Annotated in this window: 21 protein-coding genes and 1 riboswitch; of the genes, 1 reads left to right on the top strand and 20 read right to left on the bottom strand. The window is 56.2% G+C overall.

What is annotated here, in order from left to right; translation table 11 throughout:
* Positions 1-578: 578 nt before the first annotated feature.
* From SELSP_RS04695 to SELSP_RS04605, 19 genes are all read right to left on the bottom strand, one after another.
* Complete coding sequence (locus SELSP_RS04695) at positions 579-1,208, bottom strand: histidine phosphatase family protein (RefSeq protein ID WP_006193071.1); 630 nt, start codon at positions 1,206-1,208, stop codon at positions 579-581.
* A gap of 8 nt (positions 1,209-1,216) precedes the next feature.
* The gene (cobD, locus tag SELSP_RS04690) at positions 1,217-2,368 is read right to left on the bottom strand and encodes a threonine-phosphate decarboxylase CobD (protein ID WP_232362362.1); all 1,152 of its coding nucleotides are present in this window, start codon (positions 2,366-2,368) and stop codon (positions 1,217-1,219) included.
* Between the two features lie 92 nt (positions 2,369-2,460).
* On the bottom strand, positions 2,461-3,288 hold the full coding sequence (locus SELSP_RS04685) for an adenosylcobinamide-GDP ribazoletransferase (protein WP_006193069.1): 828 nt from the start codon (positions 3,286-3,288) through the stop codon (positions 2,461-2,463).
* A gap of 29 nt (positions 3,289-3,317) precedes the next feature.
* Positions 3,318-4,283: an adenosylcobinamide-phosphate synthase CbiB gene (gene cbiB, locus SELSP_RS04680; RefSeq protein WP_006193068.1), complete on the bottom strand. Its 966-nt coding sequence runs from the start codon at positions 4,281-4,283 to the stop codon at positions 3,318-3,320.
* Positions 4,277-5,812, bottom strand: coding sequence for a cobyric acid synthase (locus SELSP_RS04675; protein WP_013740727.1), 1,536 nt, complete (start codon positions 5,810-5,812; stop codon positions 4,277-4,279). The genes cbiB and SELSP_RS04675 overlap by 7 nt, the downstream gene beginning before the upstream one ends.
* 155 nt (positions 5,813-5,967) lie before the next feature.
* Positions 5,968-6,525 (bottom strand): bifunctional adenosylcobinamide kinase/adenosylcobinamide-phosphate guanylyltransferase, encoded by a 558-nt coding sequence (cobU, locus tag SELSP_RS04670; RefSeq protein WP_006193066.1) that lies wholly within the window; start codon positions 6,523-6,525, stop codon positions 5,968-5,970.
* Positions 6,518-7,924: a cobyrinate a,c-diamide synthase gene (locus SELSP_RS04665; protein WP_006193065.1), complete on the bottom strand. Its 1,407-nt coding sequence runs from the start codon at positions 7,922-7,924 to the stop codon at positions 6,518-6,520. Before SELSP_RS04665 ends, cobU begins: the two co-directional genes overlap by 8 nt.
* A 12-nt stretch (positions 7,925-7,936) precedes the next feature.
* On the bottom strand, positions 7,937-8,569 hold the full coding sequence (locus SELSP_RS04660) for a precorrin-8X methylmutase (protein ID WP_006193064.1): 633 nt from the start codon (positions 8,567-8,569) through the stop codon (positions 7,937-7,939).
* A gap of 9 nt (positions 8,570-8,578) precedes the next feature.
* Complete coding sequence (locus SELSP_RS04655; RefSeq protein WP_006193063.1) at positions 8,579-9,343, bottom strand: cobalt-precorrin-6A reductase; 765 nt, start codon at positions 9,341-9,343, stop codon at positions 8,579-8,581.
* Positions 9,340-10,080 (bottom strand): precorrin-3B C(17)-methyltransferase, encoded by a 741-nt coding sequence (cobJ, locus tag SELSP_RS04650; protein ID WP_006193062.1) that lies wholly within the window; start codon positions 10,078-10,080, stop codon positions 9,340-9,342. The genes SELSP_RS04655 and cobJ overlap by 4 nt, the downstream gene beginning before the upstream one ends.
* Positions 10,068-11,120 carry a cobalt-precorrin 5A hydrolase gene (locus tag SELSP_RS04645; RefSeq protein ID WP_006193061.1) on the bottom strand — a complete coding sequence of 351 codons (1,053 nt, stop codon included), beginning with the start codon at positions 11,118-11,120 and terminating at the stop codon, positions 10,068-10,070. The genes cobJ and SELSP_RS04645 overlap by 13 nt, the downstream gene beginning before the upstream one ends.
* The gene (gene cobM, locus SELSP_RS04640) at positions 11,117-11,875 is read right to left on the bottom strand and encodes a precorrin-4 C(11)-methyltransferase (RefSeq protein ID WP_006193060.1); all 759 of its coding nucleotides are present in this window, start codon (positions 11,873-11,875) and stop codon (positions 11,117-11,119) included. Before cobM ends, SELSP_RS04645 begins: the two co-directional genes overlap by 4 nt.
* A gap of 13 nt (positions 11,876-11,888) precedes the next feature.
* Positions 11,889-12,476 (bottom strand): precorrin-6Y C5,15-methyltransferase (decarboxylating) subunit CbiT, encoded by a 588-nt coding sequence (gene cbiT / locus SELSP_RS04635; protein ID WP_006193059.1) that lies wholly within the window; start codon positions 12,474-12,476, stop codon positions 11,889-11,891.
* Positions 12,473-13,081 carry a precorrin-6y C5,15-methyltransferase (decarboxylating) subunit CbiE gene (gene cbiE, locus SELSP_RS04630; RefSeq protein ID WP_006193058.1) on the bottom strand — a complete coding sequence of 203 codons (609 nt, stop codon included), beginning with the start codon at positions 13,079-13,081 and terminating at the stop codon, positions 12,473-12,475. Before cbiE ends, cbiT begins: the two co-directional genes overlap by 4 nt.
* Entirely contained in the window at positions 13,081-14,184 is a 1,104-nt protein-coding gene (gene cbiD, locus SELSP_RS04625; protein ID WP_006193057.1) for a cobalt-precorrin-5B (C(1))-methyltransferase CbiD, read from the bottom strand. Before cbiD ends, cbiE begins: the two co-directional genes overlap by 1 nt.
* A 167-nt stretch (positions 14,185-14,351) precedes the next feature.
* Positions 14,352-14,921 (bottom strand): peptide-methionine (S)-S-oxide reductase, encoded by a 570-nt coding sequence (locus SELSP_RS04620; protein WP_006193053.1) that lies wholly within the window; start codon positions 14,919-14,921, stop codon positions 14,352-14,354.
* Between the two features lie 3 nt (positions 14,922-14,924).
* Positions 14,925-16,109, bottom strand: coding sequence for a methylmalonyl Co-A mutase-associated GTPase MeaB (meaB, locus tag SELSP_RS04615; RefSeq protein WP_006193052.1), 1,185 nt, complete (start codon positions 16,107-16,109; stop codon positions 14,925-14,927).
* 5 nt (positions 16,110-16,114) lie between these two features.
* Positions 16,115-18,310: a methylmalonyl-CoA mutase gene (scpA, locus tag SELSP_RS04610; RefSeq protein WP_006193051.1), complete on the bottom strand. Its 2,196-nt coding sequence runs from the start codon at positions 18,308-18,310 to the stop codon at positions 16,115-16,117.
* Entirely contained in the window at positions 18,310-20,508 is a 2,199-nt protein-coding gene (locus SELSP_RS04605; RefSeq protein ID WP_006193050.1) for a methylmalonyl-CoA mutase family protein, read from the bottom strand. Before SELSP_RS04605 ends, scpA begins: the two co-directional genes overlap by 1 nt.
* Before the next feature lie 233 nt (positions 20,509-20,741).
* Positions 20,742-20,915: riboswitch (cobalamin riboswitch) on the bottom strand.
* Positions 20,916-21,044: 129 nt separating this feature from the next.
* On the opposite strand from SELSP_RS04605, the gene SELSP_RS04600 reads away from it, so the two are divergent.
* The gene (locus SELSP_RS04600) at positions 21,045-21,308 is read left to right on the top strand and encodes a hypothetical protein (protein WP_006193048.1); all 264 of its coding nucleotides are present in this window, start codon (positions 21,045-21,047) and stop codon (positions 21,306-21,308) included.
* 55 nt (positions 21,309-21,363) lie between these two features.
* Here the strand turns inward: SELSP_RS04600 and SELSP_RS04595 are convergent, their stop codons facing one another.
* Complete coding sequence (locus SELSP_RS04595) at positions 21,364-23,250, bottom strand: type I glutamate--ammonia ligase (RefSeq protein ID WP_013740725.1); 1,887 nt, start codon at positions 23,248-23,250, stop codon at positions 21,364-21,366.
* Positions 23,251-23,258 lie beyond the last annotated feature (8 nt).

The raw sequence follows: 23,258 nt of genomic DNA, 5'->3' as shown, positions 1-23,258 counted from the left end.
TGATCTTTTTGCGCTATGCTTCGTTGCAGCTTCGCGTCGCGTCCTCAGCGCACATGAGTGCGCTTCCGGGGCGTCGCTTCGCTGCGCCTCGCCTAGCACAAAAATCTCTGTGTTTTTCTCCACTTCCGACTGTAGGACAGTCGTGGCGGAGAAAATCACTTTGCAGTTTGCAGAGAGCCGAATTGGCTCTTTTTTATCTTTGGATACGATTCTTTCGAATCGCATAAAGAAATTGTCGATTGCTTTTACAAATGTAGTTCACAATCGATGTTTCATCAAGATTCCTCTTGATGGACATCTGGCTTGAATCATATAGATGATTCATTTCTGCATTGTTTAGTTTTCAAGGAACACCGCCGAATTGTTTCGGCTGTTCGCCGCTCGTTCTTCACAGGCGACTCGGCTATCTTACTTCATCCGCGAGGGATTGTCAAGCACCTTTTTGAATTTTTTCGAGCTTCTTGCTGTCGTTCTGTGCGACAACGAATGCTATATTACACGAACACGCTGAAGATGTCAACATCTTTTTGAAAAATTTTCATCCCTTGTGCGTGCCAATGGATAAACATACGGCACAATCAGTCTTCATCAGTGAATTCGAGATGCTGCAAATGCGCGACATTATTCACATAATCAACCGTGAAGTGATTGCCGCCGTGCGTGAGGCGGCTGATCGCCGTATTCCCCTGTCGGATTCGCCAGACATATCGCAGCGGTATATGAAGGGCATACGCCAGAATCGTGCGCAAAAAGGCTCCGTGCGCTACGAGAACGACGTGCTCACCCACATGAGCGGCAGTGATTTTCTCCAATTCTCGCGAGGCTCTTTTTTCTACATCCTCAAAGGTCTCCCCTCCAGGCGGCTTAAGCTCATCCGGTGTAAAGAAAATCTGCTTTCCAGCTTCCGGCCACTTGGCGCTGATTTGCTCGAAGGTAAGACCTTCCCACTCGCCAAAGTTCATTTCCCGCAAATTTTCCGTCTTCCTTACCTCGCAGCCAAAGCGTTCGGCAATAAACCCTGCCGTCGAAGCGGCACGCTGCAAATCACTAGAATAGATGGCATCAATCTTCTCTGCGGGAAAATGTCTGGCGAGGCATTCAGCCTGTTTCACACCTTTTTCTGCCAAGGCAATATCAGAATGCCCTTGAAAACGACCGCCGGAATTCCACTCGGTCAATCCATGTCGAACAAGATAAATCTTTGTCATACTGCATCTCATTCCTTCCAAACTTCATGCATGGCTTCGAGCAATCGTTCATTGTCTGCACGAGAACGTACAGCGGCACGCAAGTACGCCCCATCCAACCCCGAATAATTGCTGCAATCGCGCAGCAAGATTCCTCTCTCTCGCAAAGCCATAATAAGCTGTTGTAAAAACACCTTTCCCTGCTGCAAATGGAAAAGAATAAAATTCACGGAGGGTGCAAAGACCTCAATCCCTGGCAATTTTGCCAGTTCCGCAGCAAGAAACTTTTTTTCCCTGCGGACAAAAGAGCGTGCCGCTTCATGGTAGACCGTGTCGGAAAGAGCAGCAACACCTGCCGCTTGAGCAAGAAAATTCACATTCCAAACATCTTTGCCGCTTTCCAACTGTCGGCAAAGATTCGGTTCAGCAATGCCGAAGCCCAGTCGTAATCCTGGCAGGGCAAAGAACTTCGTCATGGATTGGACGACGAAGAGATGCGGATATTCGTTCGTCAGATGGCGCGAAGTATATCCCTCTCCATCTTCACGAAAATCCAAGAAGGATTCATCCATCACGACGTATATGCCTCGCTCCTCTGCTTTTTCCAGCAGCACACACAATTCTTTTCGCTCCCAGAGACGTCCCGTCGGATTGTTCGGACTGCAAAGCAGAATGACGTCTTCCTTCGAAAACTGCTGCACCGCCGCTTCCAAATCAAGAGAAAACCCATGCTTTTTCAACAGCGGAAGATATACGACCTTCACACCTGCGGCACGCGCCGCCCTTTCATATTCACTGAAGGACGGGACGGGCAGGAGCAGGCGCTTCGGGCGCACGATATAGAAGAAGCAGTAAAAGAGTTCCGCTGCGCCGTTGCCGAGCACGATTTTTTTCTGCGGCACGCCATAAAAAGAAGCGATCGCCGTCTTCAAGGCACGCGCCTCAGGATCAGGATAATTGACGATGCCATCAACATGGGAAAAAATGGCTTCCCGCACACGAGGTGACAGGCCGAGAGGATTGATATTTGCACTGAAATCCAGCCACGCTCCGCCAGTCGGGCATTTCTCATAGACATTGCCCCCATGTTCATATTTTTGCAGAACCTCGTCCTCCCTTCTCTCATGTAAGAACCGCGTACAATATCCACAAAGTGGACGTTTGCGCGTATAGTTTTTCAAAGACAACAGAAACCCGATGTACTTTTCCTTCTACAACGGGTTCCCTTCTTCCTGCATGGAGCAGAAAGAAAGCCGAACGTCTTTATATTACACTAGCAGCTAACCGAAGAAAACACCAAGAAACTCAAAAGCACAAGCGTTTCCGTCAATGTCGTAATCGCACCATAGACGTCTCCGGTCAAGCCGCCGAGATGACGCGTCGCATAGCTTGCAAAAAAAATCGTAAAGAGAAGCGCAGCAAATATGACCGCCGTCATGGAAAGAACCCACGAGGACAGTCCCGCAGCATCCAAAGGAATGATGCCGAAAAAACATGCTGCGACACCTGGAAAAAACACGAGGATAAGCGTATAAAAAAAAGCTCCGTAAAGGACGGACTTCGTGCCGCCATCTTTGAATGCCTTGCCCATGCCCACAGGACGTGCATAGGGAAAGGAGGAAATGGCGACGACCATCATCAGGCGTGAAACAATGGGCATGGCGAACAGAGCTGGAAAAAGCCATGCGCTTTGCAGCAGGTCAAGCAGGATCGACCAGTCGAAAATCATCAACAGGACGAAGGCAAAAACACCGTTCGCCCCCACGCGGCTGTCCTTCATGATTTCCAACATGCGCTCGCGAGAGCGTCCCGAAAACAGTCCGTCCATCGTGTCCATGAAGCCGTCGCAATGAAGCCCGCCCGTCAGGAGAATAGGCAGTATCAGCAAGATTGCCGCAACGACATGATGCGGCAAGAGAATGCCGTTTTGCGGCAAAAAACTCAACAGCAGTGCGGCAAAGGCCGCATAAATGATGCCGAGCACCAAGCCGATCAGCGGAAAATAACGCACGCTGTCGGCAAAATCCTTCTCACACCAATCCTTTTGCTCCACGATCGAAATGCGCGTGAGAAACTGCAGACCGATGAAAAACGCACGCAAAAAACCACCCCCAATGCTTCACGTCTACACTAAAAAAGCATCCCCCTCTGCTGCCAAAGAAGGAACCCGCCATACGTCAAGAGCAGAAAAAGAATCGTGACCGTATACATGAGGCGCACGGTCTTCTGTATGTCATCGGCTTCAATTTCACGCCGCGCCTCTCCCATATAGGCGCGAAAATGCGGCTCGCCGAAGTAATAGTTGTTGCCGCCCAAGCGTATGCCGAGTGCACCCGCCGTAGGCGCTTCGGCGTGCCCCCCGTTCGGGCTTGGGTGCTTCGCCGCATCGCGATGCAGCATGCGCCAAGCGCCGCGCCCGTCGAAGCCCAGGAAAAAGGCCGCGAGCACGAAAAGAACACCCGCAATGCGCGCGGGAATGTAATTGAGCACATCGTCGAGACGCGCCGCCACCCTGCCAAAGTACAAATACTTCGCGTTCTTGTAGCCGAGCATCGAATCCATAGTATTCGCCGCGCGATAGAGCACAGCGAGCGGCAGCCCGCCGATCAGATAGAAAAAGAGCGGTGCAAGAACGCCGTCAACCGTGTTTTCCGCCACGGTCTCGATCGCGGCGCGCGACACTTCCGGCACGCTGAGCTTTTCCGTGTCGCGCCCCACGATCCAGCCGACTTTTCTGCGCGCTTCCGGCAGATCGCCCGCCTTCAGGAGGGCGCGTATCTCCATGCCTGCCGCCGCAAGGCTCTTCGGCGAGATCATGAAGGCGAGCAGCAAAGCTTCCAGCGCCATGCCCACATGCGGCAAGGGGATAAGCCCCAAAAGCCGCAGGATGCACCATGCAGCCTCGTAACAAACGACGAGCACGATGAGGGCGAGCATGCCGCCGCAGAGCAGTTTCTTCTCATTCGTATCTTCGGGACGATAAAAGCAATGCTCCAGCCAAGCGATAAGATTTCCCATCAATACGACGGGATGGAAGCGCGAACGCGGATCGCCGAGAATGCAGTCGATGAAGAACGCAAGGACAGCCGTCAGCATCCGACCTTCTCCCCCATGATTTCGCGCAGCTTATCCATATCGAGATGCGCACGCACGACGGCAGCAAGGCGGTCATAGCTCTCCTCCTTCTCGCGGTAGCGATTGCGCGTCACAGCGAGCGCAGGAAGCCCTTTCTTTTCGCGCAAGGCATTGAGAATCGCACGGCGCAGCCCATCGTGATCGAAAAATCCATGGATGTATGTACCAAAGACGTTTTCTTCTTCATTTACCGTACCTTCCGCAGCGTCACAAACTTCGCCGCGTCTCTCTTTCACGCAGAGCGGATGACTGTCCCTATCGCACAGGAACTCCGTCGTTCCCATATGAATTTCATAGCCCTTGATATCATCGACAGAAATCCGCTTGCCAAGAAACGAAAAATCCCTAGCTGAAGCTACGACCTGCGAAGTCAACTTGTTTTCATGAAATGTCGTCTGCAGACCAAGAAGCCCCAGCCCATCCGTACTGTCAAAAGAAGATTCCGTATGGTGCGGATCCAATATGCGCTTGCCAAGCATCTGGTAGCCGCCGCATATACCGATGACGGCCGTTCCCTTTTCGTGCGCCTCGCGAATCTTCGAGGCAAGTCCCGTTTTTTCGAGCCAACGCATGTCCTCCGACGTATTCTTGCTGCCCGGCAACAGAATCAAATCGGGCGTACCGAGAGCCGCCGCTTCATGCACATAGCGTAGCGCCACGTCCGGCTCGCTTTCCAAACTGTCAAAATCCGTGAAGTTGGAAATCTTCGGCGTACGGATGACAGCAAGATTGAGTTCCTTCTCTTCCGCCCTTTCTGCCTTATCCTCCAAGGATACGGAATCTTCGTCGTCAATGCCCATTTCCTCGATATGCGGGATGACGCCGAGCACAGGCTTGCCCGTCTTTTTCTCCAAAAATTCGACAGCAGGCGTAAAGAGCGAGATGTCGCCGCGAAACTTGTTGACGACAAGCCCCTTGACGAGCACTCTTTCATCCTCTTCCAAAAGCTCCAAAGTGCCGACGAGCGAAGCGAGCGCACCGCCGCGATCGACATCGGCAATGAGCAGAACGGGCGCATTCAGATACTTCGCCACGCGCATGTTGACGATGTCGTTCGCCTTGAGATTGACCTCCGCAGGGCTTCCCGCGCCCTCGATGACGACGGTTTCGTACTCCGCATCGAGACGCGCCAACGCTTCTTTGACCGCCGAAAACGCTTTGAGCGAATAGCCTTGGTGGTACTCCTTCGCTGTCATATTGCCGACAGGCTTTCCCATGAGCACGACCTGCGAGCAGGAGTTTCCTGTCGGCTTCAGCAAGACGGGATTCATGTCGACGAATGGTTCAAGTCCCGCGGCTTCCGCCTGGGCGACCTGCGCACGCCCCATCTCCAAGCCATCTTTCGTGACATAGGAATTGAGCGCCATGTTCTGCGCTTTGAAGGGGACGACGCGCCGCCCCTCCTGCCGAAAGATGCGGCAGAGCGCCGTCGTCAGGATGCTCTTTCCAACATGCGAGCTTGTCCCCATCATCATGATGTAGTTCGCCAAAAGCCATTCCTCCTGTCAAGCGATGCAGTATGCTATTCCTGTAGTATATTTTACTAGGAAAGTCCAAGAAGCCAAGCCGAAGGCGCAGGCTGATTGGGCAACTTTCCTTAAGGGCGGCGCACAATGTCCACAAAGTGGACGTTTGTGCGTGTAGCTTACCACGACACTGCCAATTTCTTGAAATCGACGGCAATGCCGCAGGAAACGACGTACACCTCATCTGCGGCACGCGCCGTCAGCTGGTTGGCAATGCCCGTGATGTCGCGATACTCGCGTGCAAGATGATTTTCCGGCACGATGCCCGCGCCGACCTCGTTCGTCACGAAAAGCGTCGTACCTTCCTGCTCCTTTGCAGCTTCGAGCAGGAGGCTGATTTTCTCACGTATAAGTTCATAATTTGCCGCAGAGTCGCGGACATTCTCCAAGGCACACAGCAGATTGCTGATGTAGAGCGTCAGGCAGTCGAAGAGGATCATATCGTGCGCCCTTCCTGCCTCCTCAATGGCAAGATGCGCGTTCTCGGGCGCTTCCCATGTATGCCAGTCCTTGGGGCGCCGCTCACGGTGCAGTTTGACGCGAAATGCCATCTCCTCGTCATAGACGCCCGCCGTCGCAATGTAGGCAACCTTCTTTCCGAAACGCGCCGCGTACTGCTCGGCAAAACGGCTCTTGCCGCTTCGTGCACCGCCCGTGACGAGGACGATCTTACCCATGCATCTTCCTCCTCTCCCTGCTCGCTCGGCAAGCCTCAACGAAAGCCTCAGCCGCCTCAGGGCAGCCTGCAAAGTGCAGGTGCAGATAAGAGCCGAGAACCGCCCCCTTGGCATAGCCTGCCGCATAGTGCGCGCCATTCCTCATGCGCGTAAAAATAAAGGCCCTCGCCGCATCCGCTTTTTCCCCCGGCAATTCCGTCGAGAAATGAAACTCGTGACCGTGCAGTTTCCTGCCTCGCGGTCCGAGAACCGTATCGCTGCAAAGCTCCGCCTCAACGTAGCCGACCATCTGCAGTTTGCGGTTCATCTGTACGACAGCAGGAACGATTCCCGTCATCGCATGTTCTTTTCCCTCGAAGTCCACGAGTTTTTCCATCAAGTACATATAGCCGCCGCATTCGGCATAAATGGGCACACCTGCTGCCGCCGCCTCAGCGAGAGAACGGCGCATCGACGCATTCGCCGTCAGTTCTTCGGCAAACATCTCAGGAAAGCCCCCGCCTAGGAGAACGCCCGCCGCCTCAGGCAGAGCCGTATCATGCAGCGGGCTGAAAAAGACGAGTTCCGCGCCAAAGGATTCCAACACATCAAGACTCTCGGGATAATAAAAGGAAAAGGCCTCATCGTGCGCGACGGCAAGGCGCACCTTGGACGGCTGTCGCTCTGCATTTTCCCTTGCAGAAAAAAGCAACTCCTCCGTCGAGGCCAATGGCGCGGCTGCTTCTGCAATCCTTCTGAGCGCCGCAAGATCGACCGAATGCGCCGCCGCCTCGCCCATCTTCTTTACAACATCGCGCTCTTCGTTCTCCTCGGCAGGCAGAAGGCCTAAGTGACGCTCCGGCATCTTCAGCGATTCGTCGCGTCGCATAGCCCCTAAGACAGGCATGTCAATCTTCGCCATCGCCTCGCGTATCATCGCCTCATGCGTATCCGAGCCCAGACGGTTCAGGAGAACGCCCGCGAGGTTGACCTCACGATCATAACTGCGGAAACCAAGCGCGATCGCCGCTGCCGATGCGCCCATCGACTTCGCATCGAGAACGAGCAGCACGGGCGCGTCGAGCAATTTGGCGATTTCTGCCGTGGAACTCACGCCCTTCCTGCCGCCGTCATAAAGCCCCATGACGCCTTCGATAACGGCAAGATCCGCACCTTTGGCCGTGCGTGCAAAAATCTCCTTGAGACGTTCAGCCGGCATAAGCCATGTGTCGAGATTGTGCGCGGGCAGCCCACTCGCAAGCGCGTGATAGCCGGGGTCGATGTAGTCAGGGCCTACCTTGTACGACTGCACGCGCAGCCCCTGCGCACGCAGTGCGGCGAGAATGCCCGTCACGAGCGTCGTCTTGCCCGAGCCGCTCTGCGTCGCGGCGATGACAAGACGCGGTATCTTCTCTTCCATGGCAAAATCTCCTCAGCGCGTGTTGTCTATGAGATACATGACAGCATTGACGACGGACGCCGCGATCGGGCTGCCGCCCTTCGTGCCTTCCACCGTGATGTACGGCACTTTGTCGTTCTTCGCCAAAAGTTCCTTGGAATCTGCCGCCCCGACGAAGCCGACAGGGATGCCGACGATGGCCGCCGGACGTATGCCTTCCTCCTCGACCATGCGCAATACCTCGAAGAGCGCCGTCGGCGCATTGCCGATGGCGATGATCGCACCATCGAGAGCCTTGCCGAAGGAACGCATGGCAGCCATTGAGCGCGTGATGCCCTGCGCCTTTGCTTCGGCGGCAATCTTCTCATCTGCTACGAGGCAATGCACCTCACCGCCGAAGGATGCCAGTTTCTTCTTGTTGATGCCCGTGCGCACCATCTCGACGTCCGTATAGATGTGCGCCCCTTTCTTGAGCGCCTGCTGCATCGCCTCGATTGCCTGCGGATGAACGCGGATCACCTTCGCATAGTCGACATCGCCCGACGCATGAATCATGCGCGAATACACCTTGATTTCCGCTTCGGAAAGTTTATACTCCGCCAGATACGGTGCGATGATCTCCATGCTGCGGTTCTCGATTTCCATCGGCTGTTTGATAAAGTCCATGCTGTAACCTCACTTCTCTGCTTTATGAACAAACGCCAAGACCTCTTCAAAGGTCTGCGCCATATTGTCATAGGCGATGCGCGGCCGTTCGACGATGACGAGCGGCAGGCCGAGATTCATTGCCGCCGCAAATTTCGTATCGGCGCCGCCGACCGTGCCGCCGTTCTTCGTGACGACGACATCCGCCTCATACTTCTTGTAAAGCTCCTCGTTGAGCGCTTCGGAAAATGGTCCCTGCAAGGCGACGATATGGCTCGGGCGAAAGCCGAGCGCCGTACATTCCTCGATGACTTCGGGGGCGGGCAGGACGCGTGCCGTCAGCACACATTTTTTCAGTGCAGGCGCTTCTGTAAACGCCTTGAGGTTGTGACTGCCCGTCGTAAGAAAGATGTTCCGTCCCAAATCCGCCGCAACTTTCGCCGCTTCCTCGTAGTCTGCGACGTAATGCGCCTTTTCATAATCGAGCGGCGCACTCTGTCTCTCATAGCGGATATACGGGATGCCGCACGCGCGGCAGGCGCGCATGGCATTTTCGGAAATATTCGCCGCATAAGGATGGCTTGCATCGACGAGCACAGTGACGCCATGCGCACGGCAATACTCCGCCAGTGCTGCTTCATCGAGCGGACGATCGTTGATGACGATGCCCGGATAGCGCGACAAAAGCTCCTCACCGTAGCGGCTCACGACCGACGCCGTGACACTCTGCCCCTTTTCCAGCAGAAAACCCGCAAGCTCCCTGCCGTCCTGTGTACCTGCTACCACGAAGATCATACTTCGTAGCCCCGCGGCGTGATCATGTAGCCTTCCTTCACATAGGTGCGGCTATTGCCGATGATGACGAGCGAGAACATGTCGATCGTTTCCTTCGTGAAGTTCTCAAGCGTCGAAATCGTCTTGCTCTCCGCTTCACGCGCCGCATGGTTCACAATGCCGACAGGCGTATCTGCCGCACGGCAGGCAAGGAATATCTCGCGGATCTCCTCGATGTTCTGCACGCGCTTCTTGCTCTTGGGATTGTAGAGCGCGACAACGAAATCAGCTTCCGCCGCCGCCTTGGCACGCTTCTTGATGAGTTCCCACGGCGTCAGCAGGTCGCTGAGACTGATGACGGCAAAGTCGTGCATGAGCGGTGCGCCCAAGATCGAAGCCGCCGCATTGACCGCCGAGATGCCGGCGATGACGCCGCCGAACTCGGGGCGATCGCTCGCTTCGCGCTGCAAGAGAAGTTCCAAGACGAGTCCCGCCATGCCGTAGACGCCGGAATCGCCGCTCGAAACGACGACCGTATCTCTTCCCTTCGCCGCCGTTTCCACCGCCATGCGGCAGCGGTCGATCTCCTGCATCATGCCCGTGCCGATGACCTCGCGCTCACCGATGAGGTCTTTGATGAGCTTGATGTACGTCGTATATCCTGCGACGACTGCCGCTTCCTCAATCGCCCGCTTCGCACGCGGCGTCATATCCTCCAAACTTCCGGGACCGATGCCCACCACTGTTATTTTTCCCATACAAGTGCCACCGTCACTTTCTCAAATCTCGTCTTGGCAAGGGCAAGTCGTCCTGCGGGGACGCTCGCGAGCGCTGCAGCTTCCGCGACGTTGCCGATGCCGATATTTTTCTTGACAAAAGGAGACTCAGAAAGCCCATAGGCGTCGATTGTCTCCTGCATCTTTTCGTTGGAATGGAAGCGAATATCACGCTTGAGTTTCGCGCTCAAAGCAAGAAGCCCAGCCTCGTCCGCCTTCGCCTCTGTACTCGCGAGAAGCGATACATCTGCGATGCTGCGCCCGATCTTCGTGAGGGTCGCTTCCAATGCCACCCGTATCTCCGACATCTCCGTGCCGCGTCTGCAGCCGATGCCGGCAACGAGACGGCGCGGCACGAGGCAGATCACATCTTCTCGCCGCACACTTTCATCCGCCGTGATGAAGGCCGTCAAGCCTCCCTTCGGCGGAAGTTCCCGTCCGAACAGCGCCGTCAACCCCATATCGTCAAGCCGCTTCTTGTAAAAGCTCGCACGCGCGAGATTCTCGTCGATCACATAACGAATCGCCGCATCGTCAAGCACGGCGCTGTTGAACCGCTTGATCTGCTCCTTCGGCGAGGGGCGCAGCGCAAGGCGCGCGGCGGCGACATCGACGGCAAGCTTCTTCTGCACGTCCGTTGCCGTCGTGATGACTGGATCTGCGCCGAGCGATGCCGCAAGCTCGCGCGTCAGCTCGTTCGCGCCGCCAATGTGACCCGAAAGCAGACTGATGACATGCTGCGCCTCCTCGTCGAGCACGAGAACGGCCGGATCTTCCAACTTGCTCTTCAAAGAACCCGCAATCATGCGCACGGCAATTCCCGTCGCCATGATGAAAATAAGCGCGTCATACTGGCGAAATGCCGCCGCTACCTGCGGCGCGAGGCGCTCATAAACGCGTACTCCCGCCGGCATTTCCTGCCCTGCCTTGCCGAAGATATCGACGCTCGCATCAAGCGATGCGCGAACGCGAAGAGCCGTCTTCGTGCCGCGCGGCGTCGCCGTGAAAACCGCGCATCTCATTTGCTTGCTTCGCGGAACATGTGGCTGAACTCCGGCGCGTAGAGGCGAGAAAGCTCATAATCTGCACCGAGGCAGCGGCTGACGACGATCATCGCCGTGCGGTCGATGCCCTTGTCGGCAATTTCCTCCACGATGGTTTCCAATGTCGCGCGCACGATCTTCTGCTCGGGCCACGAGGCGCGCTGCACGATGGCGATCGGCGTCGAGGGCGCATAGCCGCCCTCGATAAGCTCCTTCACGACATCCGCGAGCATCGTGATGCTGAGGAAGATGCACATCGTTGCCTGATGTGCGGCAAGCGAGCGCAGCTTCTCCCGCTCGGGCACGGGCGTACGCCCCTCGTTGCGCGTGATGATGACCGTCTGCGAGATTCCGGGAAGCGTATACTCCTGCTTCAAAGCGGCAGCCGTCGCGAGGAAGGAGCTGACGCCCGGCACGACCTCAAAATCAATCCCCTTCTTCTTGAGCGCATCCATCTGCTCTTGAATCGCACCGTAGATGCTCGGATCGCCCGTATGAAGGCGCACGACCATGAGATCTTTCGCCACCGCCTTCTCTATCGTCTCAATGACCTCGGGGAGCGTCATTGAGGCGGAATCGTGAATCTCCGCGCCTTCCTTGGCAAAGCCCAAAAGGGCGGGATTGACGAGCGAACCCGCATAGATGATGACATCGGCCTTTTGCAGCAGCTTTTGCCCCTTGACCGTGATGAGCTCGGGATCGCCTGCGCCCGCACCGACAATGTATACCTGCATGTTCTTCCTCCTGTTACACGTTTGCCTTATGGCAGGAAATGATGTAGACGGGGTTGATCGCCTCCGCCATATCGTAAGGACCGACCTTCTTCAGGCGATTGACCTGCACCTGGACGGTATCATAGAGATAGCCGCTCTTCTTTCGCATGTAGGCGAGTGAACTCGCGAGCGTCTGTACCGTGATGCAGTTGATGACGATGAAGCCGCCGGGTTTCAATCGTTTGTCGAGAAATTCAAGGATCTCTTCCAGATGGCTTCCCGTGCCACCGATGATCGCCGCATCAAGCCGTTCGGGCAGCTGCTCCAATCCTGCCGGCGCCTCGCTCTCGATGATCGTGATGTTCTCGATGCCGAATTTCGCCGCATTCTGACGGATGAGTTCGACCGCTTCTTTTTTGCGCTCCACGGCGTAGACATGACCCGCCTTCGCCAGAAGCGCCGCCTCAATGGAAAGCGACCCCGTGCCGGCGCCGATATCGCAAACGATATCATTTTTTCCGATCTTCGCCCCCGCCAGTGTCAGGATGCGGATCTCCTTCTTCGTCATCGGCACTTTGCCGCGGATGAATTCTTCGTCTTCGATGCCTAAAAAATGTTTCATGCCTTCACCACCAAAACACCATGAGAGATTTCCGCTGCAGACGCCGCCTCAGCAAGTGTCGTATGAATGATTTCCTCATCTTCATAAGACAGCCGTGAGCATATATGAAGCTCTGCAGAAGACGGCCAACCAAGCTCCATAAGGCGCTGTGCAATCGTGCGCGAATTGTTCGATCGATCCGTCAAAAGCCCGAGCAGGGCGCCCTCCTTGTAAGCAATCTCTTTCGCCTGCGGCACGCGCCCGTGGAAGGACGCAAGTCTCGCCTCATGCCAAGGCAGAGCAAGGCGCGCAAATGCCATCTGCAGGGAACTTACGCCGGGGATGACGACGAGCGCCTGTGGCGGGAACTCACGCCGCAGAGCATCGAGCAGCGAATAATAGCCTGGATCGCCTGAAACCATGACGACGACGTGCGTCTTTTGAATCTTCTCCCGAATGAACGAAAGGACGGCGTCTATATCGCCGCGAATCGTCATCGTCTCCTGCCCTTGCCTGGCGAAATCCGCCAGGGCGCGGCTGCCGCCGACGAGCACCTCCGCGCCCTCGATGGCAGCGCGTGCCGCCGGCAGGACAAAATCTGGATTGCCCGGTCCGATGCCTGCCACTACGATTCTATGTTCCAATGAAAATCCCTGCCTATCTCTCTTGCTGTATCATCCATGCCCAAGAGCTCCCCCTTGAGCGTCGTCATCGCCGTTCCCACGCGCAGATCTTGGAATACGTACCGCTCGGCGCGAGCCGAAGCACGCGCGCAAAGAATGCCATAGACCCGCTCCAAACCGTATTCGGCAAAAAGCGGCAAGGCCTCTTCCGTCGTCGTCGCCGCAAGGATGCGGCGCACCGCTTCCTGCGGCAGACCCTCCGCCGCTGCGTAGGCAGCGAGCGCTTCCAAGCGACCGTCCGCTATGCGGTTGTGCGTGTAGAATACACCTGCCGCAACCTTCGAGAGCTTGCCGATATGACCGAAGAGCAGCACGCGCTTGAGCTTTCTTTCCGCTGCACGCTCCAACATGAAACCGATGAAGTTGCTCGTCTGCACGACAGCCTCGCGCGGCAGGCCGAAGCGCACCGCCGCATTTTCGCCCATCTTGCCCGGCACGAAGATCTGCGTATCGAAGCCTGCTGCAAGAGCCACATCCATCTGCGGCACGAGAGAGTTTTTGAAGCCTTCCTCCGACATAGGGCGCAGGACGCCCGTCGTGCCGATGACGGAAATGCCGCCGACGATGCCAAGGATCGGATTCAGCGTGCGTTTTGCAAGTTCCTCACCTGCGGGAATCGAAATCGTGACGTCCGCACTGCCGTCCTTGCCGAGGATTTCCTCGATGACGTTGCGAATCAGCTGGCGAGGCCCCGGATTGATCGACGGCTCGCCCGGCGGCACGGAAAGCCCTGGCTTCGTGACCGTGCCGATGCCGCGCCCCGCATGGAAATGAACACCGCTCCCCTCAGGGCGAACGACGACTTCCGTAAAGACGGAAACGCCATTCGTGATGTCTGGATCATCTCCTGAGAACTTCACGACCTCGGCGCGCGCTCCCGACGACGTGCGGATGACTTCTTGAATCGGAATGTGAAGCGGCGTGCCGTCGAGAGCCATGATCGTCACTTTCTCGCAATACTCTCCGTCAAGAAAAAGAAGCGCCGCCTTCGTCCCAGCCGCCGCACAGGCTCCTGTCGTGTAGCCGCTTCGCATCTCCTTCGCCATCGCACTCACTCCTCCACACTACAATGCTTTTATTGTACAGGGAAACTTCGAGAAGTCAAGCCCAAAAGGCACAGACCGTCCCCATAAAATCTAAGCCCCGGCACACAAGAAGTGCAGCCGGGGCTTGAGGAAGCACAGATATTTCCCATACTTCTTTGATGCTTTTCCTATTGCAATATCCCCAGCTCGCGCAGCCGCTTGAAATCAATCGTTGTCTTGCGGTACGGATGACGAGCGAGATACTGCTGCCGCTCAGGCTCCGCTGGATGGAAGCTTACGAGAGGCGCAGCTTTTGCATAGCAGTGACGCGTCAACTTCTTGTTATGATTCGGGTCGTTGACCGTCACGTTCGCTTCCGTCGCGGCAGGAGGTCTGCCGCGATTCACGATGAAATTCATGTGATATTCGACGAGCGGCGCATCCTCTGCATCGACGTAGTATACGCCACTTTGGTACATCGGCCCTTTCGCCGCCCCCTGTCCATCCTTTTCATAGGGATTGACGACGGCGAAGAGGATGTCCAAAAGCTGCGATATATCTGTCTTCTTCGGGTTGTAGGCGATTTCCAGTCCCATGACAGCCTTGATCCAACCGCTTTTCACTGCATCATACGACGGCTCCTCACTCTGTGCATCAATATAGCCGGTACGCGTCGCGACGACGCCGGGCACATGATCGAAAACCGCCTGCAGCTCGTAGAAGCTGCCGCCAGAGACATATAGCCGTTTCGTATACAAGGATCATCCCTCCTCATGGGGATGCAGAAGATCGACATGGCGATCCGAAGCACGATGGATGTCGAAGACATGGATAAGCTCCGCCACACCCTGCGAGGGGGACACCGTCCCCTTGAGCACGGCATCGCGCACTTCCGGCATACGCCCCAGAATCACAGGATCATCAAAGAAGAGGTTGTGCAGGTGCTCGTCGATCATGCTGTTCATCCAATCGAGCAGCTGACTTTCACGACGCTTCCGGAAAGCGCCATTCTCCTTCGTCGTGCTCTCAAAGATGCGAATGACATCCCAAAGCTCTTTCAATCCCGTCTTTTCCAAGGCAGAAACGAGGTAGGCATGCGTCTGCCAGCCTGGCGTCGCGGGACGAATGTACTCGATCATACGCTCGTACTCGCCGCGTGCGACCTGAGCTTTCGTACGATTGTCTCCGTCTGCCTTGTTGATGACGATGGCGTCCGCCAGTTCCATGATGCCCTTCTTGATGCCTTGCAGCTCATCTCCTGCCCCCGTCAGAACGACGAGCAGGAAGAAGTCGACCATCGAGCGAACCGTCGTTTCCGACTGTCCGACGCCGACGGTTTCGATGAGGATGACATCATAGCCGGCCGCCTCGCAAAGAAGCATTGTCTCACGACTTTTCCTCGCGACACCGCCCAAAGTGCCTCCGGCAGGCGACGGGCGAATGAATGCCTCTTCCCTGCGCGAAAGCGTGCCCATGCGCGTTTTGTCTCCAAGAATCGAGCCTTTCGTCACCGAGCTTGTCGGATCGACCGTCAGGACTGCGACGCGATGCCCCATGTCGCAGAGCATGTTGCCAAAAGCCTCGATCATCGTGCTCTTTCCCGCTCCCGGGACGCCTGTGATGCCGATGCGCAGAGCCTTCCCCGTATGGGGAAGGAGATCCTGCAGCACCCTCTGCGCCTTCGGGAAATGACGCGGACTGTTGCTTTCAATGAGCGTGATGGCGCGCGAGAGGATCATGCGATCCCCCGCGGCCACGCCTTTCACATAGTCTTCCACATCAAGAATCATGCGATTCCTTCGGAAACCTGTCTTTCCAAGATCCGGGTTGATGTTGCCGACCGTCAGATCCTTGATGCCGTCAATGCCGCTCATGACGCTCGTGGCAAAATTCTTGTCCGCGTTCTCCGGCACCCAGTCCGGCTTCGTGTTCGTGTATTTCGCCATGGTCGTTACCCCGCAGCCATTTCTTCCTTTGCACGTCCAATCAAGAGTTTCAGGAGTTTGACGCCCGCCTCGGGGATGTTCGTTCCCGGAGCGAAGATAGCGACCGCGCCGCTCTTGTAGAGGTGGTCATAGTCCTGCACGGGGATGACGCCGCCGATGCAGACCATGATGTCCTCGCGCCCAAGCTTCTTGAGTTCTTCCACAAGAGCCGGCAGAAGCGTGTTGTGACCGGCAGCCAGCGAGCTGAAGCCGACCATGTGAACGTCGTTATCGACGGCATCCTGCGCCGTCTCATCCGGCGTCTGGAACAGAGGTCCGACATCGACGTCCCAACCCATGTCAGCGAAGGAGGAGGCGATGACCTTCTGTCCGCGATCGTGACCGTCCTGACCCATCTTGGCGACAAAGATACGCGGCCGGCGACCCGTGAGCTTTTCAAAATCATCGGCAAGCGCACGCGCCTTGTCCAGCTCCGTCTTATCCGTAAACTCCGAAGAGTAGACGCCCGAAATCGTATGAATGACGGCCTGATAGCGACCCGAAACCTTTTCCACGGCATCCGAAATCTCGCCGAGCGAGCAGCGCACGCGCGCCGCTTCGACCGCGCATTCCAAGAGATTGCCGTTGTCGCGCGTCTCGGCGGCCTTCGTGATGGCTTCCAAGGCGGCGCGCACGTCGTCCTCGTTGCGGTTTGCACGCAGTTTTTCGAGGCGCTCGACCTGAGCCTGACGCACAGCGGTGTTGTCGATCGCGAGGATTTCCAGCGGATCTTCCTTCTCCAAGCGGTACTTGTTCAAGCCGACAATCGTCTCGTTGCCCGAATCGATTCTCGCCTGACGACGTGCTGCAGCCTCCTCGATGCGCATCTTCGGCAGACCCGTCGGAATCGCCTTCGCCATGCCGCCGAGGGATTCGACTTCCTGAATATGGGCCCAAGAGCGGCGAATGATCTCGTTCGTGAGGGCTTCGACGTAGTAGGAGCCGCCCCACGGGTCGATGATCTTGCAGACGCTCGTCTCATCCTGAATGTAGAGCTGCGTATTGCGTGCGATGCGAGCCGAGAAGTCCGTCGGCAGAGCGATGGCCTCGTCGAGAGCGTTCGTGTGCAGCGACTGCGTGTGCCCGAGAGCCGCGCCCATCGCTTCCATCGCCGTGCGCGCGATGTTGTTGAACGGATCCTGCGCCGTAAGCGACCAGCCCGAAGTCTGCGAATGCGTGCGAAGCGCCATGGATTTGGGATTTTCCGCGCCGAACGACTTGACGATCTTCGCCCAGAGGACGCGCGCCGCACGCATCTTGGCGATTTCCATGAAGTAGTTCTTGCCGATTGCCCAGAAGAACGACAGGCGCTTTGCGAAGGCGTCGATCGGAAGTCCCGCCTTGATGCCCGTACGGATGTATTCGAGACCGTCGGCAAGCGTGTAGCCAAGCTCGATGTCTGCCGTCGCGCCAGCCTCCTGCATGTGGTAGCCCGAAATGGAAATGCTGTTGAACTTCGGCATATATTTCGTCGTGTACTCGAAGATATCGCCGATGATGCGCATCGACATATCCGGCGGATAGATGTACGTGTTGCGCACCATGAATTCCTTGAGGATGTCGTTCTGAATCGTACCCGCCATGATCTTCTTGTCAACGCCCTGCTCGACGCCCGACTGGATGAAGAAGGCGAGAATCGGCAAAACGGCGCCGTTCATCGTCATGGAAACCGACATCTGGTCGAGCGGAATGCCCGAGAAGAGGATGTTCATGTCGAGCATTGAGCAAACCGAGACGCCCGCCTTGCCGACGTCACCGATGACGCGCGGATTGTCGGCGTCGTAGCCGCGATGCGTCGGCAGATCGAAGGCGATGGAAAGACCCTTCTGACCGGCCGCAAGGTTTCTGCGGTAGAAGGCGTTCGATTCCTCCGCCGTCGAGAAACCTGCGTACTGACGCACCGTCCACGGACGGAAAACGTACATCGTCGAGTACGGTCCTCTGAGGCACGGCGGGATGCCGCTCGCAAACTCCAAGTGGTTCATATGATCGTATTCATCGTGATTGTAGAAAGGCTTGATGGGAATCTTCTCCATCGTGCTCTCCATCAGCGAGTCATAGCTCATGCCCGTCGAAGCTTCCAAGCGTTTGCGCCAATCCGCCTCTTTATGAGCAGGCGCACCCTCAAGGTTGATTTTCGTGAAATCAGGGTTCTGTGCCATCACTGAATCATTCCTTTCTTCTTCTGCAGCATCTGCAGTGTCTTGTAGCAGTTGGCACGCACGGAAATGAAGTCATCCACGCCCGCTTCGCGATAAATTGGCTCCAAATCCTTCGGCGCAGCGCCCGCGAGGAAGATCGTAGCCGCAGGCAATGCCGCGCGCAGTTTCGGCGCGAGCTCGGGCACAATTTCCGGATACGTCGGATCGGTCGAGCAGATGACGACAGCGTCAGCACCCGATTCCTTCGCAGCGGCAGCCGCCTCATCCGTCGTCTTGAAGCCGTCGTTCAACAGCACTTCAAAGGCACCGACCTGCAGGAAGCTCGTCGAGAAATCCGCGCGCGCCTTGTGCTGAGGAATGGGTCCCATGTTCGCAAGGAACACTTTGACATTATCACCGTTGTGGCTTGCGCGGTACTCCTCCGTGATGCGGCGCAGCGCTTCGTAGCGCTCACTCCAGCGGTGCGCTTCAATTGCCGTGATCTTCTCGGCTGCCTCGCCCGTCTGCAAGGCCTCGCGAAGCTCCGCAATCGTCGCACCGGCCTTCGCTGCCTTGACAGCCGCTTCCGCTTTCTCACCCTTGCCCGCATTCTTCAATGCTGCAAGGCATTCCTTCTTGAACGCTTCGTCCACATCAGCGAGATAGGCTTCGACATCCTTCTTGCGCTTTTCCAGAAGTTCCGCCACATCCTCTGTGCGCGGATCAAGAAGCTGCTCTGTCATATTCGGATACATGTTATTTCCGACGATGCGATCCTTGCGCAGTTCGAGACTCTTGAACCGCGCTTCGAGCGTCTTACCGACTTCCTCCTGCACGTAGCCCGCTTCGAGAGCCTTGACGATACCGCCCTTGCCCTCGATCGTCTGGAATTCTGCCCAAATCTTTTCCTGAATTTCTTTCGTCAGCGTCTCGACTGCCCAAGAGCCGCCCGCCGGATCGATCGGCTGCATGAGGCCGAATTCTTCCTGCAGCATGATCTGCACATTGCGCGCGATGCGGCGCGAGAACTCATCACCTTTGCGAATCGGCTCATCGAACGGAGCGTTCTCAAAGGAGTCAAGTCCGCCGACGACACCTGAGAAGATCTCCGTCGTGTTGCGCAACATGTTGACGTAAGGATCGTAAACCGTCTTGAAAAACAATGCGGGACGTGCATGTACGTGGATGCGCTGCGCCTCTTCTCCGCCGCCGAACGCCTTGACGATCTGCGCCCAAATCGGGCGAACCGCACGAAGCTTCGCAATCTGCAGGAAGAAGTTCGCGCCCATCGAGAAGCCGAACATCATCTGCCCTGCCGCCTCGTCGACCGTAAGCCCGCGTTCCATGAGGGCACGCAGGTAAGCGACACCGACGGCGAGCGTCGAGGCAACTTCCTGCACGTCGTTGGCGCCGCCGCGCGAAACGGCATCGCTGCGCACCATGATCGTCTTGAGATTCGGCGCATACTGCTTCGCCCAGAGAGCAGCCTCCGCCATTTCATCGTAGAGCTGGGGCAGCGAAGCGTAGTTCTCGCCGCGCTGAATCAACTCGCCCAAGGGATCTGCTCCCACGAAGCCGCCGAGCTTCGCGAGATCACCGCCGTCAGACTTGACGGACGCAGCGACGAGAGACAGCATCGGCAGGGACGACGCGCCCGCATAGATATAGAGCGGATGCTGGTCGAGCTTCAAACCGTTGAGCGTCGTGTGCATATCCTCGACCGTCGTAATATTGCAGCCTTCATCACCGATTTTTTCAGCGTCCTTGGCATCCTTGTTGAGGAGCGTCGCCGAATCGAGGCGGATGTTGTAGATCGTCGATCCCTTCTCCACTTCACGGTGCAAGAGTTCGTTGTTTTCCTCGGGCAGCGTCTCATCGCACGACTGCGCGATGCCCCAGGGCTGTTCGATATAGCCGTTCGGACGCACACCGCGCAGGAAGTTGTCCATGCCAGGGAAGTCCGTCCTCGGCAGGATCTCGTCCGTCATCTTGTGCGTATACATCGGCTCGAAGGTGATGCCCTCGTACGTTTTCGTGAACATCTTTTTCTCGAAGGGCGCCCCCTTCAAGAGTTCGACGCATGCCTCTTTCCACTCGTCATACGTCGGCGGTTCAAATTCGTCGAGCGGCACATCGGGGAAACTCGTTTGCTGTTCGGCCTTCTTCAAGATGGCCTGCAGGTCAAGATTCTCGTCCTGACCCTTTGTCTCATTGCTCATATTTCCACAGCCTCCCTTGAAATAATACGGAATACAACAAAAAGCCGCCCTGCAGTCGAGGGCGGCTTCGTCATTTTCGTGAACAGGCTTGCAGGAAATCTCTTCTGCACATCATGTCCGTGCAAAGTGCATTTTCCAATAAAAAATCCGGTGCAAATCTGCGCCGGAGAGCCTGCCGTGAAATGACAAAATCCCCTACCCATCGCTCGCAGGTACCAGCGCAAATCGCGCTGACGGTGATGTCAAAACAGGCAGTTCTCCTGGCTCAGATTCATCGTCCAATCATGCCTTCCCAGAGATTTCTCCAGTGGCCTTTTATGAAGGACTCCTCTTACAGTGGCGGGACCGCTCCGGCTTCTACCGAATTCCCTATTAAGTCTTGCGACACCTGTCTCCAACAATATGTTGTTTTCATCTTTATATTAACTCTGTTTATTGGGGATTGTCAATACTCCCGAAGTCTTTTACAATAAAAATATGGTTTGATTCTGCATAGATTTTCTACGATTCTTCAAAATTGCACAAGGAGACACCGCATGATCAAAGTTCATGGATCCGTCATCATCGAGCAGGGCGTGACCTTCGCCATCGTCGTCGTCAAACCCCACGTCACGCAGTACACGGCTCGCGCCGTATCGTTCCGCAATGAGATCGCCCCCTTCTTCCGCAACATGCCCATCATCCTGATGTCGCAGGACAAGGACGGCAATCCGCGCTACTATGGCAGAAAGGACATCGTCGATTTTCTAAAGACGGTCAAGGTCGAGCAGATTCCCTGGAAGACGTACCATATTTATTGAGAAACGTAATTGCCGCCAAAAAGCGCCCGCGAAAGCGCTTTTTGGCGGCAAGCCATCAGATCATATTCTTGATATAGGCATCATAAAGCGCCTTGAGTTCCTCGATCTTGTCATACATCTCCACCTGCAGACCCGATGCCACGGCGTAATCGCCTTCGTTCAAAGCCTTGATGAGAAGCGTGAACAGAGATTTTTCGTCGATGCTGTCCTTCGCGAGATACGAGCGAATGCCGTTGATCTTGTTCCAGTTGTAGGAGTCCTGATCCGTCACGAAGGTCGCCTGCACTTCCTTTGCCTTGCGCACGATGTCGCGATTCTCAGGAATGATGCGGCTGATGAGTTCCGTCTTCCAGCGCAGGAGAGCGCCCGCCTTGAATGCCTCGATGATCTGCGGACGCAGAGCGCCGCCCACCGTGATGGCGGCAACCTTCTCGGGATGATTCTCAAACCCCTGCATATTTTCCCAAACCGTCGCCGGCGGCGCGCCGAAGAGGCGGTTTCTTTCCTTTTCGGTGTAATCCTCGAAGACATCGACCTCGCTGCGATAAGCGCGATCCTTTTCAAGATAGAAGCCTTCCTGCCCCGCTTCCTTGGAAAGTTCTGCCAGAAGTTCCTCCGTCGTATGGTGAATCGAGGTCTTCACACCGTCAAGCACTGCAGAATAGACCGCAGCCAAAACAAGGTATATATTGGAATACGGATTGCAGGCGCGCAGTTCGAAGCGCGTCGCATAGGGATTCGCCAAATCGCGGATCAATCCTGCAAGTATGGTGCGGTTGCGCGACGGAATTTCCGGCGTATAGCCGAGCGACGTGACGATGCAGACGGGCGCTTCAAAGCCGGGCTTCAAGCGGTTGAGCGAATCGTTCGTCGCCGACACGAAGGGATTGATGACCTCATAATTCTTCAAGAGCCCCATGATCGCGCCATAACCGACGGCACTCAGGTAGTCCTTCGTCATATCCTGTGGCGTGAAGAGATTGTGCACCTTGCCGTCTTCCATGACGGCGGCGATGCAGAAATGCGTATGCTCGCCGTTGCCCGCAAGGCCGATCATCGGCTTCGCCTTGAAGTTCACCTCAAGGCCGTTCTCACGGAAGACCTCGCGCACCATCGTGCGCACGATCAGTTCATTGTCCGCCGCCTGCAGGGCGTCAGAAAAGCGCCAGTCGATCTCGATCTGCTCGCACACATGCGTCATCTTGCCCGACTCGTCAATCTGCGCCTTGAGACCGCCGACCTCCTTGTGCCCCATCTCAACCTGCAGTCCGTAGCGATCGAGCAGCATGACCGCCTGCTCCAACGCCGTGCGTACAGCGCCGTGCGTACGCTGCCAATACTGCTCCTGCATGACCTGAGAAGCCGAAAGTTCCTCCACATTCGTCTCTTCAAGAGGCGTCTTGACCCAGAACTCCAGCTCGGTCGCCGAAGTGAACTGGAAATCGACAATCTTCGAACCGTCGATGTGCTCAAGACCCGAAACGTGCGGATGCTCCTTGAACATCTGCAAGAGTTCCTTTTTCAAGTAGACCAGCGTATCCTTCAAGATGGCACGCGAATCGACGCGCTTGCCGTCATGGATGAGGAAGGACGGGATGCGCAGCGTGCCGATGGGCTTGCCCGTTTCCTCATCGAAATGCTCAAGATTGTAATCGATGAACCAGTTCGCTTCCGGATCGATCGGCATGTCGACCTTCGCGTTGTTCAAGATGGCAATGCCCGTCAGCACGACCGAAGAACCGTCCGTCTGTACTGCCGTACCATTGTAGAAATCATCCATATCCTTGAGGAAGATGCGCATCGGTATCTTTTCATCGGTATCATTGCCTGCGAGATCGATGCCGACGAGAGAAACAAACTTTATCTCCGGATGCGCCTCCAAGAGACGAACAATTTCTTTCTTCGAGGAATTTGCTGGAATCACATACAACAAGTCTTCCATTTCAACCA

Source organism: Selenomonas sputigena ATCC 35185 (genome assembly GCF_000208405.1).
GTDB classification, from domain to species: Bacteria; Bacillota; Negativicutes; order Selenomonadales; family Selenomonadaceae; genus Selenomonas; species Selenomonas sputigena.
This window is presented reverse-complemented; position numbering and strand designations above follow the sequence as displayed.